The organism is Pseudomonas abyssi (assembly GCF_003444685.1).
GTDB classification, from domain to species: Bacteria; Pseudomonadota; Gammaproteobacteria; order Pseudomonadales; family Pseudomonadaceae; genus Halopseudomonas; species Halopseudomonas abyssi.
Genome location: NZ_LMAZ01000001.1, coordinates 674,109 through 688,987 on the forward strand (window position 1 = coordinate 674,109; position 14,879 = coordinate 688,987).

At 62.7% G+C, this 14,879-nt stretch carries 17 protein-coding genes; 4 read left to right on the forward strand and 13 right to left on the reverse strand.

Annotated elements, in window-relative coordinates; translation table 11 throughout:
* The first annotated feature begins 3 nt into the window (after window positions 1-3).
* Entirely contained in the window at window positions 4-342 is a 339-nt protein-coding gene (locus tag ASB58_RS03135) for a Na+/H+ antiporter subunit G (RefSeq protein WP_096003529.1), read from the forward strand.
* A gap of 91 nt (window positions 343-433) precedes the next feature.
* Here the strand turns inward: ASB58_RS03135 and ASB58_RS03140 are convergent, their stop codons facing one another.
* A complete protein-coding gene (locus tag ASB58_RS03140; protein ID WP_118129307.1) occupies window positions 434-1,759 on the reverse strand; it encodes a Na+/H+ antiporter NhaC family protein in 1,326 nt (441 codons plus the stop codon).
* A 98-nt stretch (window positions 1,760-1,857) separates the two neighbouring features.
* The gene (locus tag ASB58_RS03145) at window positions 1,858-2,415 is read right to left on the reverse strand and encodes an OmpA family protein (RefSeq protein WP_165771211.1); all 558 of its coding nucleotides are present in this window, start codon (window positions 2,413-2,415) and stop codon (window positions 1,858-1,860) included.
* Between the two features lie 148 nt (window positions 2,416-2,563).
* Here ASB58_RS03145 and ASB58_RS03150 point away from each other — a divergent pair, with 148 nt between their 5' ends.
* Window positions 2,564-3,208, forward strand: a complete 645-nt coding sequence (locus ASB58_RS03150) for a hypothetical protein (RefSeq protein ID WP_118129308.1) — start codon at window positions 2,564-2,566, stop codon at window positions 3,206-3,208.
* Here ASB58_RS03150 and ASB58_RS03155 read toward each other — a convergent pair.
* The 5 genes from ASB58_RS03155 to ASB58_RS03175 all read right to left on the reverse strand — a co-directional run bounded on the left by ASB58_RS03155 (window position 3,193) and on the right by ASB58_RS03175 (window position 8,080).
* Window positions 3,193-3,894: an ATP-binding cassette domain-containing protein gene (locus tag ASB58_RS03155; protein ID WP_096003533.1), complete on the reverse strand. Its 702-nt coding sequence runs from the start codon at window positions 3,892-3,894 to the stop codon at window positions 3,193-3,195. The genes ASB58_RS03150 and ASB58_RS03155 overlap by 16 nt on opposite strands.
* A gap of 12 nt (window positions 3,895-3,906) precedes the next feature.
* On the reverse strand, window positions 3,907-4,674 hold the full coding sequence (gene livG, locus ASB58_RS03160; protein WP_096003534.1) for a high-affinity branched-chain amino acid ABC transporter ATP-binding protein LivG: 768 nt from the start codon (window positions 4,672-4,674) through the stop codon (window positions 3,907-3,909).
* On the reverse strand, window positions 4,671-5,927 hold the full coding sequence (gene livM, locus ASB58_RS03165) for a high-affinity branched-chain amino acid ABC transporter permease LivM (RefSeq protein WP_118129983.1): 1,257 nt from the start codon (window positions 5,925-5,927) through the stop codon (window positions 4,671-4,673). Before livM ends, livG begins: the two co-directional genes overlap by 4 nt.
* Window positions 5,927-6,853: a high-affinity branched-chain amino acid ABC transporter permease LivH gene (livH, locus tag ASB58_RS03170; RefSeq protein ID WP_118129984.1), complete on the reverse strand. Its 927-nt coding sequence runs from the start codon at window positions 6,851-6,853 to the stop codon at window positions 5,927-5,929. The genes livM and livH overlap by 1 nt, the downstream gene beginning before the upstream one ends.
* A 99-nt stretch (window positions 6,854-6,952) precedes the next feature.
* On the reverse strand, window positions 6,953-8,080 hold the full coding sequence (locus tag ASB58_RS03175) for a branched-chain amino acid ABC transporter substrate-binding protein (RefSeq protein WP_096003535.1): 1,128 nt from the start codon (window positions 8,078-8,080) through the stop codon (window positions 6,953-6,955).
* Between the two features lie 316 nt (window positions 8,081-8,396).
* Between ASB58_RS03175 and ASB58_RS03180 the strand changes: the two genes are divergently transcribed.
* On the forward strand, window positions 8,397-8,699 hold the full coding sequence (locus ASB58_RS03180) for a DUF2288 domain-containing protein (RefSeq protein ID WP_202974582.1): 303 nt from the start codon (window positions 8,397-8,399) through the stop codon (window positions 8,697-8,699).
* Between the two features lie 87 nt (window positions 8,700-8,786).
* Here the strand turns inward: ASB58_RS03180 and phnE (ASB58_RS03185) are convergent, their stop codons facing one another.
* The 4 genes from phnE (ASB58_RS03185) to ASB58_RS03200 are packed head-to-tail and all read right to left on the reverse strand — an operon-like array spanning window position 8,787 to window position 12,062.
* A complete protein-coding gene (gene phnE, locus ASB58_RS03185) occupies window positions 8,787-9,551 on the reverse strand; it encodes a phosphonate ABC transporter, permease protein PhnE (protein ID WP_118129309.1) in 765 nt (254 codons plus the stop codon).
* Window positions 9,548-10,384 (reverse strand): phosphonate ABC transporter, permease protein PhnE, encoded by an 837-nt coding sequence (phnE, locus tag ASB58_RS03190; RefSeq protein WP_118129310.1) that lies wholly within the window; start codon window positions 10,382-10,384, stop codon window positions 9,548-9,550. The genes phnE (ASB58_RS03185) and phnE (ASB58_RS03190) overlap by 4 nt, the downstream gene beginning before the upstream one ends.
* Before the next feature lie 8 nt (window positions 10,385-10,392).
* Complete coding sequence (locus ASB58_RS03195; RefSeq protein ID WP_118129311.1) at window positions 10,393-11,196, reverse strand: phosphonate ABC transporter ATP-binding protein; 804 nt, start codon at window positions 11,194-11,196, stop codon at window positions 10,393-10,395.
* Window positions 11,193-12,062, reverse strand: a complete 870-nt coding sequence (locus ASB58_RS03200; RefSeq protein WP_118129312.1) for a putative selenate ABC transporter substrate-binding protein — start codon at window positions 12,060-12,062, stop codon at window positions 11,193-11,195. The genes ASB58_RS03195 and ASB58_RS03200 overlap by 4 nt, the downstream gene beginning before the upstream one ends.
* 162 nt (window positions 12,063-12,224) lie before the next feature.
* Between ASB58_RS03200 and ASB58_RS03205 the strand changes: the two genes are divergently transcribed.
* Complete coding sequence (locus tag ASB58_RS03205; protein WP_118129313.1) at window positions 12,225-13,037, forward strand: hydroxypyruvate isomerase family protein; 813 nt, start codon at window positions 12,225-12,227, stop codon at window positions 13,035-13,037.
* A 16-nt stretch (window positions 13,038-13,053) separates the two neighbouring features.
* Here ASB58_RS03205 and ASB58_RS03210 read toward each other — a convergent pair whose 3' ends face one another.
* A complete protein-coding gene (locus tag ASB58_RS03210) occupies window positions 13,054-13,482 on the reverse strand; it encodes a PA0061/PA0062 family lipoprotein (protein ID WP_147336785.1) in 429 nt (142 codons plus the stop codon).
* Between the two features lie 2 nt (window positions 13,483-13,484).
* A complete protein-coding gene (locus ASB58_RS03215; protein WP_118129315.1) occupies window positions 13,485-14,720 on the reverse strand; it encodes a substrate-binding periplasmic protein in 1,236 nt (411 codons plus the stop codon).
* Window positions 14,721-14,879: the final 159 nt, after the last annotated feature.

A 14,879-nucleotide genomic window follows, 5' to 3' on the forward strand; every position in this document is an offset into this window, starting at 1 on the left:
AGCATGGGCGAAGCAAGCTGGATGGAATGGCTGGTTGCAGCGCTGCTGCTGACCGGTAGCCTGTTTGCGCTGGTGGGGGCGATTGGCTTGTGCAAGCTGCCGGACTTTTTCATGCGCCTGCACGGGCCAACCAAGGCGACCACACTGGGAGTTGGCTCGCTGGTCGTCGGCTCAATGGTCTACTTCAGCGTGCAGAGCGGCGCGCCGAGTCTGCATGAGCTGCTGATTACCTTTTTCCTGTTTATCACCGCGCCGGTCAGCGCCAACATGCTCGCCAAGGCGGCGATGCACGAAAAGCTGCGCCGCGAAGCGCGCACCCGCGGCGAGCCCTGGGATCAGTAGTGCCCAGCCTGCAGTACTCGTATGGCCCTGCTGACAGCGCAAGACCGTGCTCGCTCAGGGGCAGGCCACGGCAAGCCGTGGCCAGGTAGCGTCAGTCTGAGTTTGCCGGCGTTTTGATGCGCGGAAATCCGAACACGATGGCCAGTGCCGCCATCAGCCCGAGCAGCCAGCAGTAGTGCACCTGGGTGATCAGCGCCAGGGGCGACAGCGCGGCCAGCGAGCCCGCCAGCAGAATCTGCGCACCGTAAGGTATCAGCCCCTGTACCACACAGGAAAAGATATCCAGCAAGCTGGCGCTGCGCCGTGGGTCAACGTTGTAATGCTCTGCCAGGTCCTTGGCGACGCTGCCACTGATGATGATGGCCACGGTGTTGTTGGCGACAAACAGGTTGGTTGCGGCAACCAGGCCTGCAATACCGGTTTCACCGCTGCGCCGGCCGGCGTTGTGCGCCGCCAGTGCCTGGATGCGCTCGCGCAGCCAGTCCAGCCCGCCCTCCTGCTTCATGATGGCCGACAGGCCGCCGATCAGCATCGACAGCACCATGATCTCCAGCATGCTGGCAAAGCCCTGGTAGATGTCATTGCCGTAGGTAGCCAACTGGTATTGCGGGGTGACCAGCATGCCGGTGATACCCGACAGAATGATGCCGGTCATCAGCACAATCATCACATCCAGGCCGCACAGGGCGAGGACCAGTACGACCAGGTAGGGCATGACCAGGCGATAGTTGAACTCGACCGGCTCCGGCTGAATGCTGGTGTCGCCCAGCACGAACAGCACCGCCAGCGTCAGCAGCATGGCCGGCAGGGCGATGGTGAGGTTGAGGCGAAACTTGTCGCGCATGCCCACGCCCTGGGTGCGAGTGGCGGCGATGGTGGTATCGGAGATGATCGACAGGTTGTCGCCCGCCATGGCGCCGCCGACCACGGCGCCGATGGCCAGCGGCAGAGACAGGCCGGTCACCTCGGCAAAGCCCAGCGCGATCGGCACCAGCGCGCCGATGGTGCCCATGGACGTACCCATGGAGGTGGAGATGAACACCGCGATCACAAAGAGGCCAGGCAGGATCAGGCTGGGCGGCAGGATGCTCAGGCCCATGTTGACGGTGGCATCGACGCCGCCGATGGCCTTGGTGACGCTGGAAAAGGCGCCGGCGAGCAGAAACACCAACGCCATGGTGATGATGTTGCGGTCACCGATGCCATCAATGAAGGTTTGCAGGTTTTCGCGGTAGCTGGGTTTGGCCAGCAGCAGACCAAGAATGATGGCGGGTAGAATCGCCACCGGTGCCTTGATTTGGTAGAAGGCGAAGTCGGTGCCGGCCAAGCTGTAGTAGATGCCGCTGCCAAGGAAAATCAGCAGGAACACCAGCAGGGGAAGTAGGGCGGCTGCCCGGGGTTGAACGGGTGCTTGCATGAAAAGGGTCTCTGTAGAACGAACAATGCCGTCGTGACGACGGCAGCGTTCGCTATTCTAGCAGAGACCTGCCGGCTGCCGGAGGCAGCCGGTCGGTGTCAGGGCGCCAGGGCGATACTGGAGGCAGGGTTGCGCGGGGTAATGTTGATTACCACGCGGCGGTTCAGCTCGCGACCTTCCACGGTGCTGTTGTCGGCCCGCGGCGCGGCTTCACCTTCGCTGCGCAGCTGCATGTTGTGACGGCTGACGCCGCCCAGTTGCAGTACGCTGGCCACCGCTTGAGCGCGTTCCATGCTGAGCTGCTGATTGAGGTTGTCATCGCCCAGACTGTCGCTGTGGCCGGTGACCTGGATATTGCTGTCGGTGGCGCCGCGCAGCACCTTGGCCACGCGGGACAGCGGGACCAGACCGGAAGGCAGCAGCAGGGTGCGTTTGGGGTGGAAATTGCCGTTAACCGGGATGATCAGGCGAATCTCTTCACCGTTGTTTTCGATTTCATACTTCTCCTCCAGGGCGATGGCTGTCAGTTCGGCCATATGCAGCTGGGCCCAGGGGGTGGCTTCGGGAGTTGGCGGTGGAACCGGGGCTGGTTCTTTGCTGGCGCAGCCGGCCAGGAACAGACAGCCCAACAGGGAAAAGGCAGAAATCAGCTTCATTATTGTTAATCCATAGATGCAACGGGAACAAAATGCCGCTTGGTTGAATCGCAAGCGAATAACTGCGGCACAGATTAGCATCGGCTTGTGCGTTTGTGACCTGCCGTATGTCATGATTTACGCGGTATTTAAAGGAGTTCACAGATTGATGCGTATTCGTTGGAGCACCATGGCATTGGCTCTGCCCCTGTTGCTGAGTGGCTGCAGTGCATTCGAAGGGTATTTTTCCGGTCCGGAGCAGCGCTTCAGCGGCTTGCTGGAGCGCTCTGGGGCAGACTATGTGCTGCGTGAGTGCGGCAGTCGCGAAATGCGTCCGGTTCAGGCGACAGCGGCGCTGGATGGCTTGTGGGCACAGACTGCGCAGCCAGGCCAGACCGCTATCTTCGCCGAGTTCATGGCGCGGCAGGGTGATGCCCTGGTGCCTGCCGAGGTGCTGCGCATGCAGTCGCACGGCCGTGGCTGCGCTGACCTGACTGGCGCCGACGCTCAGTGGGTAGCGCTGAGCTACAAGCCGGGCTGGCAGGCAACCCTGGACGGTCGCGGGCTCAATCGCAGTGAGCAGGGGGAGAGGGTGGCGACGGACTCGGTGATGATTGAGTACCTGCCCGACGGCTCCTTGAATGCGGCCTCGCTGCCGGCCCACCGGGTGCAACTGTGGTTGTACCCGCAGGCCTGTCAGGAGCCGGTCAGTGGCGACTACTTTCACATGCGCGCCACCCTGGTCGTGGACGGCGAGCAGCGCAGCGGCTGCGCCTATCGAGGCCGGCAGGCGAGCAATCAGCCGCCGAGATAGGCCTTGCGCACCTCGGGGTTGGCCAGCAGCGCTTCACCGCTGTCTTCCAGCACGATATGGCCGTGCTCCATCACGTAGCCGCGATCAGCCAGCTTGAGTGCCTGGTTGGCATTTTGCTCAACCAGAAACACGGTCACGCCCTGCTGGCGCAGTTGCTCGATGATGTCGAAGATCTGCTGAATGATGATGGGCGCCAGGCCGAGTGAGGGTTCGTCCAGCAGCAGCAGTCTTGGTTTGCTCATCAATGCTCGACCGATCGCCAGCATTTGCTGCTCGCCGCCGGACATAGTGCCGGCGCGCTGGGCAAAGCGCTCCTTCAATCGCGGGAACAGGGTGAGCACCCGGTCCAGCTGTACCTGGCGGGTTTCCTTGTCGCTGAAAAAGCCACCCATGACCAGGTTCTCTTCCACGGTCAGGCGCGAGAATACGCGGCGGCCCTCTGGGACGATGGCAATGTCCTTGCGCATGATCTGGGCGGTGGTCAGGCCGGTCAGCTCTTCGCCTTCATAGCGAATGCTGCCGGTGGTTGCCCGCGGGTCACCACATAGCGTCATCAGCAGGGTCGTCTTACCGGCGCCGTTGGCCCCGATCAGGGTAACAATCTCGCCGCGCTGGACCTCCAGGTTGACCTCATGCAGCGCCTGAATCTTGCCGTAGTGGGTTGATACGTTCTTCATGTACAGCATGTCAGGCGATCCTCAGGTTTCACCCAGATAGGCTTTGATGACGTCCGGATTCTGTTTGATCTCGTCCGGGGTGCCGGCGGCCAGGGGGCGCCCCTGGTTGATCACCACAATGCGGTCAGAAATGCTCATGACCAGCTTCATGTCGTGCTCGATCAGCAGCACGGTGATCTGGTGCTGGTCGCGCAGCTCGCTGATCAGCTCCTTGAGGTCGTCGGTTTCTCGCGGGTTGAGGCCCGCGGCCGGCTCGTCCAGCATCAGCAGTTTGGGCTGGGTCACCATGCAGCGGGCAATCTCCAGGCGTCGCTGTTGCCCGTAAGCCAGGGTGTTGGCGGGGCGGTTGGCAAAGGCGTGCAGGTCAACCCGGTCCAGCCAGTAGGCGGCGCGCTCCAGCGCTTCCTGCTCACTGCGCCGGTAGCCCGGGGTCTTGAACAGGCCGGCCAGCAGATTGGTATTCATGTGCTGGTGCTGGGCAACCAGCAGGTTCTCCACCACCGTCATTTCCTTGAACAGACGCACGTGCTGAAAGGTGCGGATCATGCCGCGGCGGGCCACCTTGAAGCCCGGCATGCCTTGAATCTCGCGGCCGTCAAAGAGGATCTTGCCGCCACTCGGCTTATAGAAGCCGGTCAGGCAGTTGAATACCGTGGTCTTGCCGGCGCCGTTGGGGCCGATCATCGAAACGATTTGTCCGGGCTCGACACTCAGGTGCACGCCGTCCACGGCCAGCAGGCCGCCAAAGCGCATGGTCAGGCCCGATACATCCAGAAGGGGGCGGCTCATGTACGTAACTCCAAGTGCGGACGGCTCATCGGCAGCAGACCCTGGGGGCGCCAGATCATCATCAGCACCATCATCAGGCCGAACAGCAGCATGCGGTACTCATCAAACTCGCGGGCCATTTCCGGCAGGATGGTCATGATGATCGCCGCCAGGATCACCCCGACCTGCGAACCCATGCCACCCAGCACCACGATGGCGAGGATGATGGCCGACTCGATAAAGGTAAAGGATTCAGGGCTGATAAAGCCCTGGCGCGCAGCGAAGAAGCAGCCGGCAAATCCGGCGAAGGTCGCGCCAATGGTAAAGGCGCTGAGCTTGACTGCAGTGGGGTTGATACCCAGCGCACGGCAGGCAATTTCATCCTCGCGCAGCGCTTCCCAGGCGCGACCAATGGGCATGCGCAGCAGGCGGTTGATGACGAACAGGGTAATCAGCACCAGCAACAGGGCCAGCAGATACAGGAAAATAATGCGGTGTTCCGAGCTGTAGCTGATGCCCACAAATTCGTGGAAGCTCTGCATGCCCTCGCTGGCACGGCGGCTGAATTCCAGGCCGAACAGGGTTGGCTTGGGGATGCCGCCGATGCCGTTGGGGCCGTTGGTCAACCAGGTCATGTTATTGAGCAGGATGCGAATGATCTCGCCAAAGCCCAGGGTCACGATGGCCAGGTAGTCGCCACGCAGGCGTAGCACCGGAAAGCCCAGCAGAAAGCCGAACAGCGCCGCCAGCAGGCCGGCGATCAGCAGCCCGGTCCAGAAGCCGACGTCGAAATACATCGCCATCAACGCATAGCCGTAGGCGCCGACGGCGTAAAAACCGACGTAGCCCAGATCGAGCAGGCCGGCCAGACCCACAACGATGTTCAGGCCCAGACCCAGCATCACATAGATCAGCACCAAGGTGCCGAGGTCCGTGCCGCCACGATTGGACAGGAAGGGCCAGATGATCGCTGCGGCGATCATGAAGCACCAGAACAGCCGGCGCAGCGCCGGCTTGTGGCTTACTTCAACCAACTTTTGCGGCGCTTTGGGCAGGCCCGGGAGGCCTTTCCAGAGTGCGCTGAGCTGGTCGCGGAACAGGTTGAAGAAAAACAGGAAGACGGCGGCGGCGCCGATTTTCCAGTACACATCCGGCCCGGCACCGACCAGCGACAGTGTGGTGCCTTGCTGGTCCAGGCGAATGCCCAGCAGCAGGCCGGCGAGGACGGCGACCACCACTGCGGAGATGATCGCCGGCTTGATATTGGCGCGCATCATACTTTCTCCACCTCCGGACGGCCGAGGATACCGCTGGGGCGGAATAACAGAATCAGAATCAATAGGGCAAAGGCCACAACGTCCTTGTATTCGGAGCTGAAGTAGCCCGCGGTGATGGCTTCGGTCACGCCCAGCAGCAGGCCGCCGAGTACCGCGCCGGGGATGCTGCCGATGCCACCCAGTACGGCAGCGGTGAAGGCCTTGAGGCCGGCCATAAAGCCGATGTAGGGGTTGATCACGCCGTAGTACATGCCCAGCAGTACGCCGGCAATGGCCGCCAGTGCGGCGCCAATGACAAAGGTCAGGGCGATAATGCCGTTGGTATTGATGCCCAGCAGGTTGGTCATCTTCAGGTCTTCGGCGCAGGCGCGACAGGCACGGCCCATGCGCGAACGGGAAATGAACAGCGTCAGGCCGAACATGGTGATCAGCGTGACGACAAAGATGATCATCTGCATGTACGACAGCGTGGCGTGGAAGCCCTCGTGCGGGCCGATATCAACGCCGCCGGAGATCATGGTGGGCATGGCAATGTCGCGCGAGCCCTGCGCAATGCGCACCAGGTTCTGCAGGAAGATCGACATGCCGATAGCGGAAATCAGCGGAATCAGGCGGTTGCCGCCACGCAACGGGCGGTAGGCAACACGCTCGATGCTGTAGCCGTAGGCACTGGTCACCATCATGCTGATGGCAAAGGCTGCGACTATCATCAGGGGCACCGATTCGATCCCGAACATCGCCAGCGCGGCGATGACAATAAAGGCGATATAGCTGCCGATCATGTAAATCTCGCCGTGGGCGAAATTGATCATGCCGATAATGCCGTACACCATGGTGTAACCAATGGCGATCAGGGCATAGGTACTGCCCACGGTCAGGCCGTTGATCAGCTGCTGAATAAAGTAATAGAGGGACTCTGGCATGGCCATGACACCAATAATGCTGGGGGACTATTGCCGCCGCGCGGGCAGCAAATAAAAGGGCCTGCCAACGGAGGTTGGACAGGCCCTGGGTGGTCTTGCTTACTCGGTCATTGCGGTCTTGGTGGCGTCGGCGTGCCATTCATAGACGACAAAGTTGAAGTCTTTCAGGTCGCCCTTCTCGTCGAAGGCCAGGGTGCCTGTCGGGGTCTCGAAGCTGTTGCTGCGCAGGGCCTCGGCGACGGCTTCGGTGTCGGTGCTGTCCGCCAGCTTGATACCGTCGGCGATGACCTGGACGGCAGCGTAGGCCGGGAAGACGAAGGCGCCGGACGGGTCTTCGTTCTTGGCCTGGAAGGCTTCAACCAGGTGCGCGTTGGCCGGATCCTGATCGAATGCCTTGGGCAGGGTAACCAGCAGACCTTCGGAGGCTTCGCCGGCGATGGCGGAGATGTCGGTGTTGCCGACGCCTTCCGGGCCCATGAAGCCAACGTCCAGACCCTGCTCGGCAGCCTGACGCAGAATCAGGCCCAGCTCCGGGTGGTAGCCGCCGTAATAGACGAAATCAACGCCTTCCTGACGCAGCTTGGCGATCAGCGCCGAGAAGTCCTTGTCGCCAGCAGTGATGCCTTCAAATACCGGTACTTCGATGCCGGCTTCAGTCAGGACGTCGCGCACCGCGGTGGCGATGCCTTCACCGTACTGCTGCTTGTCGTGGATGACGGCGACCTTGCTGGGTTTGACCTGCTGGGCGATGTAGTTACCGGCGGTCGGGCCTTGCAGGCTGTCCAGACCAATGGTGCGGAAGATCATCTGGTAGCCGCGCTCGGTGATTTCCGGGCTGGTGGACGCTGCGGTGATCATCAGAATGCCTTCTTCCTCATAAATGTCGGAAGCGGGCTGGGTGGAGCTGGAGCAGAGGTGACCAACGACAAAGCTGATGCCTTCGTTGACGATGCGGTTGGCAACCGCGACGGCCTGTTTCGGGTCGCAGGCGTCGTCAAACACAACCCCTTCGAGCTGGCTGCCGTTCACGCCGCCAGCCTTGTTGATCTGCTCAATGGCCATCTTGGCGCCGATAAACTGCATGTCGCCGTACTGGGCGACCGGGCCGGTGACCGGGCCGGCCAGGGCAATCTTGATGGTGTCGGCTGCCAGTGCGCAGGTGCTGGCGCCGGCCAGGGCTGCTGCGGCGATCATCTGGGAAAGTGCTTTTTTGTGTGCCATTTTCATGTCATCTGCTCGCTTGTGTTGTTATTCCGAAGTCGTGTTGGCTCGTACTTCTTTGCTAGAGAATGCAAACGCTGCGTGGAACTGTACCGGCGCAGTTTAGCAACCGCCGAGGCGGCAGGGAAAGCGGGTGTTGCACAAACCGGTTTTGTGTCCGCAAACTGCAACATTCTGTCTGTATAGCGACATGTTCGCGCTCACAACCGTGTTTTCCGGCGAATTTGCGCCTGTGGCCAGGGGCGCATGGTTTGGGCACTGTGGCGTCGGTCCGGGCTTCCCTTGTATGCTTCGGCCCGAATTAATGGGGAGGTTTACGGCAATGACAGTCTCGGATGAGGCCTACGCGGCCATTCTTGGCGCCACCGCTCAGATTGAATGGAGCGTGCTGGAGCCGCACTTTGCGCGTGGCGATCTGCTTGCTGTTGCAGCGCAGCTGGATCTGGTGGCGGTAGCGGCAGCCATGATGGAAGACAACAGTGAACGTATCAAAGGCTGGATGGACGCCGGGCAGTTGCAGGTGGCCAGCGACGCGCAGGCGGCGGACTGGGCCGAGCGTCAGCCCGACACCTTGTGGGCGGTGGTGATCCGGCCCTGGGTGCTGGTGCAGGAACGAGCGGCTTGATTGCCCGCGGCCAGCCTGAGTTACATCCTGCGCTTGCGGGGGGTTACCCCTGAAGCGCTTATCCTCCAGCGGCTGTTTTACCCGCCGTTATCTCAATCTGGCGCGGATCCAGCCGCTCAACGCATCCACCAGCAACACCATTGCCAGCATCGCCAAGATCACGCTGGCAGCCTTGGATTGCTGGAACAGGCTGAGGGTGACGTGCAGCATCTGTCCCAGCCCGCCGGCGCCAACAAAACCAAGTACCGCCGCCATGCGGATGTTGTTTTCCCAGCGATACAGCGTGTAGGACAGCCACTGGGGTAGAACCCCGGGTAGGGTGCCGTAGACAAAGGCAGCCACGCGCCCGCTGCCAGCCTCGCGCAGCGCCTGCGCTGGCGCCGATGGGGTGTTTTCCAGCGCTTCGGCAAACAGCCGGCCCAGCACGCCGGTGGTGTGTAGCGCCAATGCCAGCGTGCCGGCAAAGGGCCCCAGGCCGGCGGCCAATACCATCAGCGCGGCCCAGACCAGCTCGGGGACTGAGCGCAGTGCATTGAGCAGCAGCCGACAGACGACGCGCGCGGCTGCGCCCATGCGCCCGGCAGCCAGCAGACTGAGCAGTGCCCCGAACAGGGCCGCCAACAACGTGCCGATGGCGGAGATGGCCAGCGTCTCAAGTGCGCCTCGCCACAGCTTGAGTAGCCAGGCCGGGCTGGTGTCCGGCGGGAAAAAGGCGGCGGCGTAGTCGTGCATCTGACGGCGACCGTCGGCGGTCAGTAGCGCGCTGAGATCCAGCTGCAGCCAGATGAACGACGCGGCAATGGCTACCAGCAGCAGGCACAGAATGAAAAGGTTTCCGCCGGCGCGCTTCATGCCAGCCTCCGCCGCAGCTGCAGGCTGATCTGGTCGGCCAGCAGGACCAGCAGAAGAAAGGTTATCAGGATGCTGGCGACTTCGCCGCCGGCGAACATACGCAGGGACAGGTCGATCATCTGGCCAAGGCCGCCTGCGCCGACAAAGCCCATGACCACCGAGGCGCGCACCGCGCACTCCCAGCGGTACAGGGTGTAGGACGTCAGCTCCTGTGCCGCGTTCGGCAGCAGACCATAGAAAAAGGCGGACAGGCGCGAGCTGCCAGCCAACAGCAGGGCGCGGGCAGGTGCCGGATCAACCGACTCCAGTATCTCGGCGTACACCTTGCCGAGCATGCCGCTGTAGGTGATGGCAATGGCCAGTACCCCGGCCGTTGGGCCGAGGCCGACCGCACGCACAAACAGCAGTGCCCAGACAATCTCCGGAATGCTGCGCAGCACCATCAAGAGTAGGCGCACCGGGTAGCGCAAGAACTGCCCGAGTACGCCTGCGCGGTCACTGAGCAGGCGTGAGACGGAGAGGGCGCGGGTGGCGAGTAGCGCCGCTGGGATGGCCAGCAGCAGTGCCAGTGTCATCCCGGCGGTTGCCATGGCCAGCGTCTCCAGCGTGGCCTTGCCGAGCAGGCGCAGAAAGTCCGCATCGCGCGCCGGCGGCCAGAACCCGGCAAGAAAGCGCCCCATGGTGTCCAGGTTTTGGCTGTTGAACAGCACCTGCGGCCGAAACTCGGCGAGCTGCAGCCCCGGCCACAGCAAAGCGATCAGCAGCAGGGTGATCAACGCTCGCGGGAGAGCGGCCGGATCGCGTGACTGCCATTGGCTGCTTTGTCGGATCATCGGCTGGCTCAGCAGCGCCCGGGGCGCAGTGCGCCGGCCTGGCTGTGTGAGGTTGGCGCGGCGCTGGCCAAACTATCGTTGGCGTACAGGGCAGCCAGGTCGGCCTGGCTGACCTCGCCGCTGGCCTTGTCGAACAGCACGCGGCCATCGCGTAGGCCAAGTACTCGGGGGAAGTGACGCAGGGCCAGATCGACCGCATGCAGGCTGGCTACCAGCGGGATGCCGCGCTCGCGCGCCACTGCACCGAGCAGGCCCAGGGTGTGGTCGGCCAAGACCGGGTCCATGGCTGATACCGGTTCGTCGGCGAGCAAGAGATCGGGTTGCTGGTAGAGGGTACGGGCAATGCCGACACGCTGGAGTTGACCGCCTGAGAGCTGATCGCAGCGCTGAAACAGTTTGTCGGCCAGGTCAAGGCGCGCCAGCTCCTGTCGGGCGCCGGCGGCGTCGACGGGATAACACAGCGAGAGCAGTGCGCGCAGCAGCGACCATTGGCCCAACCGCCCGGCCAGCACCGCTGTCACCACCCGCTGGCGCGGGGGCAGGGGCGGGCTCTGATGGATCAGGCCGATGCGACTGCGCAGCCTGCGCAGGCCGCGGCCGGAGAGGCGGGCGGGCTGCTGGTCCAGCAGGCTGATGCTGCCACTGACTGGCTGCAGGCTGGTGCTCAGCAGGCGCAGCAGGGTGGTTTTACCTGCCCCGGAGGGGCCGATGATTGCCAGCTGTTCACCTGCTGCCACCTGTAGATCAATCGCTTGCAGCGCGCTCTGCCCGTTGGGGTGAGCATAACTCACCCCAGACAGGCGCAGACTCACTCCAGCAGGCCGGCAGCGCGGGCGGCTTGCTCGATGCCCTCGTAGTTCTCGGCCGCGGTGGGGATAAAGCGAGACGCGCGCTGCAGGTCGAGGATGGCCTTGTGCTCGGGGTTTTCCGGGTCCAGCGCCAGGAAAGCAGCCTTGATGCGCTCTACCAGCTCCGGCTCCAGGTCCCCGCGTACGGTCCAGTTGTAGTCATAGTAGGTTGGCGTGGTGCTGTAGACACGCACCTTGTCGGTGTCGACTTTGTTTTCTTCCAGCAGCTTGTCCCAGACCGACGAGTTGAGCACACCGGCGTCGACCTTGCCTGATTCTACCCAGGCCACGGTCGCGTCGTGGGCGCCGGAAAAACCGACACGGCTGAAGAAGGTATCAGGGTCGATGCCGTCCTGCTGCAGGAAATAGCGCGGCATCAGGTGGCCGGAGGTCGATGACACGGAGCCGAAGGCAAAGCTCTTGCCTTCCAGGTCGGCGTGGTTCTGCACGCTCGGGTCAGCGGTGATAAAGGTGCTGGTAAAGACCTCATCCTGCGCGCGTTGTACCAGCGGTATGGCGTTGCCGGTGCGCAACTTGGCCTGTACGAAGGTAAAACCGCCAAGCCATGCCAGATCCAGCCGCTTGGCGGCCAGCGCTTCTACGACGCCGGCGTAGTCGGACACCGGCTGAAAGACCACCGGCATGCCCAGCTCGGCTTCCAGGTATTGGCCCAGCGGCTCGAATTTGCGCTGCAGTTCGGTGGGCGCTTCATCAGGGATGGCGGAGACCCGCAGGGTGGTGGTCTCGGCCTGGACACTGGCAGCGAACAGGGTAGCGACAGACAGGCACAGGCCGGCCAGCAGCGCCGTAGGGCGGGAGCGTGAGGACATGGTTTTCTCCGGTTCAATAGCGGATGACTCGGGCCCGAGGTCCACTCGAGCGAGGCGTGTGCAAAGTGTAGTGAAAAAAGCGGCCCGGGCGAAGCAGTGTGTTTTGCTTTATCGGCTGGCGCATCTCCTATACTGGCCGACCATTTCTGCGGAGGACAGGCCATGAGCTGGCCCCTGGCTGCCAATTTATCGTTGTTGTTTCCTGAACTGTCCCTGACAGAGCGTGTTGCCGCTGCCCGGCAAGCGGGCTTTGACGGGGTCGAGATCCAGTTTCCCTATGACACGCCAGCTAAACAGCTGGCGTCTGCGCTGGCTGCCGCAGAGCTGCCGCTGGTGCTGATCAACCTGCCGGCGGGCGACTTTGTCCAGGGCGGGCCAGGGCTCGCTGCTGTGCCGGCGCGCCAGGCCGAGTTTGATGCGGCCCTGGCCCAGGCACTGAGCTACGCTGCCGAGGCGCGCCCCCAGCGGGTCAACGTGTTGCCCGGGCGCCAGGCCGAGGGTGTTGGGCGCGCCAGCGCACTGGACTGTCTGGTTGCCAACCTGCGGCGCACCGCCGATGCCTTCGCTGAGCTCGGGATCGGCGTGTGCTGCGAGGCAATCAACCGGCTGGATATCGAAGGCTTTCTGATCTCGGGTTCAACCGAGTTGGCCGAGCTGATCGCCGAGGTGGATCACCCCAACTGCAGCGCGCAGTTGGACTTCTACCATATGGCGCGCATGGGTGAAGCGTTGCCGGCCTCGGTCGCTGTGCTGGCCGGGCGCATCGGGCATGTGCAGTTTGCCGATGTGCCCGGTCGCGGGGCGCCCGGCAGTGGTGAGATGGATTTTGAGGCGGCGTTAAACGCACTACGTCAGGCGGGCTATGAGGGTTGGCTGGCGGCTGAGTACCGACCGGCGGTTGCGGCTGAGGCTGCGGAGCTGCAGTGGCTCGTTCAGTGGCGTCAGCAGGGTTGGGCCAAGGCTGGAGAAGCCTGAACACGGGCTGCTGCGGTCAAACGCCCGGGCCGCAGCGCACCTCGCGTGCGGTTGCCAGCTTTTTGCCGCTGGCATCCAGCAGCCAGCCGGCAGGCCCCCAGCCCCGTCGTGAGGCATGGAACTGATAGTGCTGCCCTGCTGCAAAGTCGGGATACTCGACGGCAAGAATGCAGCGCCGCTCGCCCGTGCTGAAGCTGCCACTGACGTCGCCGCCGCCGCCGGGCACCTCGAAAAACAGCCGCACCTCGAGGCGGTGCTCGCCAAGCTTCAGGTCGGGGAACTGCAGGCCACGTACCGGCTCACCGTCCAGGCGAGAGGCCTGTACCCGGTTGGCAGCTTCGGTCTTCAGGCTAACGCGGGCGTGCGCGTTGTCCAGCGGTGGCAGTGGAGCAACTGCGCATGCGGACAGCAGGGCCACCATTGGTAGGCTAAGCGGGTATTTCAAAATCAGTGGCCTCCGTTGAGGTTTTCCATGTGCAGCGCTCGCTCGATATCAAGACCAATGATCAGTACACCAATGATAGCGCTGGTTTGTGGGTGGCGAACGCTGGTGCTGATATGGACCTGATAACGCTGGGTTGACTGATCGTACGCCAACTGCCCCATGTAGGGGCGGTCGGTAGTGGCAAAAAAGGGCTCGGCAAACTTGGCCTCATCGCCTTGCCAGTAGTCGGTGGTCAGGTTGCTGACGGCGACGTTCAGCCCCTGCTGGTCGGTCAGCAGTATTTCACTGATCAGGCCTTCATGTTCTGCCTGGCGCGCGCGCAGCCAGTCGGCGACCGCGTTGTTGAGCACACTGTCGATCAGCGGCCCGCTGCCGTTCGCCTGCTCCTGTTGCCACTGCTGATCGCGGGCGTGGATCTGCGGCATGCTGAGCTGGTTGTGCTGGCTGTTGTGCTGTATGACGGCATCGATCAGGCGCGGTTCCTGTTTCCAAGGGCTGAATAGCTCTGCATACAGCTGCTGCAAACGCTCGCGCTCATCGGCCTGTAGTACACCGATTTCCGGCAGGCAGCCGAATACCTGCTGGTTGAACTGATCAAGAAAGCCTGGGTGACGTGCAAGATAACGGTTGGAGAAATAAACGCCGAGCGTGGTGTAGCGCTGAAATCGCGCATGCCTTGGACGCAGTACGGTCGGTTGGCGGGTCAGTTCAATGCGCAGGGTTTGCTGGTCCGCGAGGAAGGCGTCAATGCGGCCGCGCTGCAGCAGTTGCAGCAGTTGGCTGGTGCTGCTCACCAGCGGCTCCACGCGGTAGCCTTGCTGCTGCAGCCAGTTAGCCTCGTTGCTGCCTCGGATACCCGCGACACGGAGCGGCGCGCGTCCGCCATCGGCGTTCAGTGGCACGGGCTGGTTGCTGTACCAAAACCATTTTTCCAGTGCCAGCGGCGCCGACAGGGTGGCAAAGCTGCTGGCCCTGTTCATGCTGGTAGCGGAAAAAAAACCGTCTGCCTTGTCATCGCTGACCTCTTGGATGGCGCGCTCCCAGGGCAGCACGCGAATCTGGTACTGCAGGTTCATGGTCTCGAAGATGCAGGCCAGCGCCGTGATCGAGCTGCCGCTCAGGTGGTCACCCTCACGTATCTGATAGGGCGGAAAGATATCCGTATTCAGGCGCAGGGGCGCGGCTGCAGCGACGCCGTTGGTCAGCATCAGCAGAAAGAGTAGTAGAGCGCGAAGCATGAAAGTCGTCCTTGGGCAGTCAGGCTTTGTTAAGGAAGCACTGATTAATTCCACACGCCCTCTGCGATTTCTCGATAGGTCCCGACATGCCTTCGAAACCACGCCTTGATTACGGCCCAGCCTGAACGCCAGAGGGCATGCGGAATTAAATCAGTGCTT

Bases quoted from the DNA above. Each gene is read 5' to 3' on its own strand.
- ASB58_RS03150 (WP_118129308.1), top strand. From the start codon at position 2,564: ATGCGTATTCGTTGGAGCACCATGGCATTGGCTCTGCCCCTGTTGCTG.
- ASB58_RS03215 (WP_118129315.1), bottom strand. From the start codon at position 14,720: ATGCTTCGCGCTCTACTACTCTTTCTGCTGATGCTGACCAACGGCGTC.
- ASB58_RS03140 (WP_118129307.1), bottom strand. From the start codon at position 1,759: ATGCAAGCACCCGTTCAACCCCGGGCAGCCGCCCTACTTCCCCTGCTG.
- ASB58_RS03145 (WP_165771211.1), bottom strand. From the start codon at position 2,415: ATGAAGCTGATTTCTGCCTTTTCCCTGTTGGGCTGTCTGTTCCTGGCC.
- livH (WP_118129984.1), bottom strand. From the start codon at position 6,853: ATGCCAGAGTCCCTCTATTACTTTATTCAGCAGCTGATCAACGGCCTG.
- phnE (WP_118129310.1), bottom strand. From the start codon at position 10,384: ATGATCCGACAAAGCAGCCAATGGCAGTCACGCGATCCGGCCGCTCTC.
- ASB58_RS03155 (WP_096003533.1), bottom strand. From the start codon at position 3,894: ATGCTGTACATGAAGAACGTATCAACCCACTACGGCAAGATTCAGGCG.
- phnE (WP_118129309.1), bottom strand. From the start codon at position 9,551: ATGAAGCGCGCCGGCGGAAACCTTTTCATTCTGTGCCTGCTGCTGGTA.
- ASB58_RS03135 (WP_096003529.1), top strand. From the start codon at position 4: ATGGGCGAAGCAAGCTGGATGGAATGGCTGGTTGCAGCGCTGCTGCTG.
- ASB58_RS03180 (WP_202974582.1), top strand. From the start codon at position 8,397: ATGACAGTCTCGGATGAGGCCTACGCGGCCATTCTTGGCGCCACCGCT.
- ASB58_RS03205 (WP_118129313.1), top strand. From the start codon at position 12,225: ATGAGCTGGCCCCTGGCTGCCAATTTATCGTTGTTGTTTCCTGAACTG.
- ASB58_RS03200 (WP_118129312.1), bottom strand. From the start codon at position 12,062: ATGTCCTCACGCTCCCGCCCTACGGCGCTGCTGGCCGGCCTGTGCCTG.
- ASB58_RS03175 (WP_096003535.1), bottom strand. From the start codon at position 8,080: ATGAAAATGGCACACAAAAAAGCACTTTCCCAGATGATCGCCGCAGCA.
- livG (WP_096003534.1), bottom strand. From the start codon at position 4,674: ATGAGCCGCCCCCTTCTGGATGTATCGGGCCTGACCATGCGCTTTGGC.
- livM (WP_118129983.1), bottom strand. From the start codon at position 5,927: ATGCGCGCCAATATCAAGCCGGCGATCATCTCCGCAGTGGTGGTCGCC.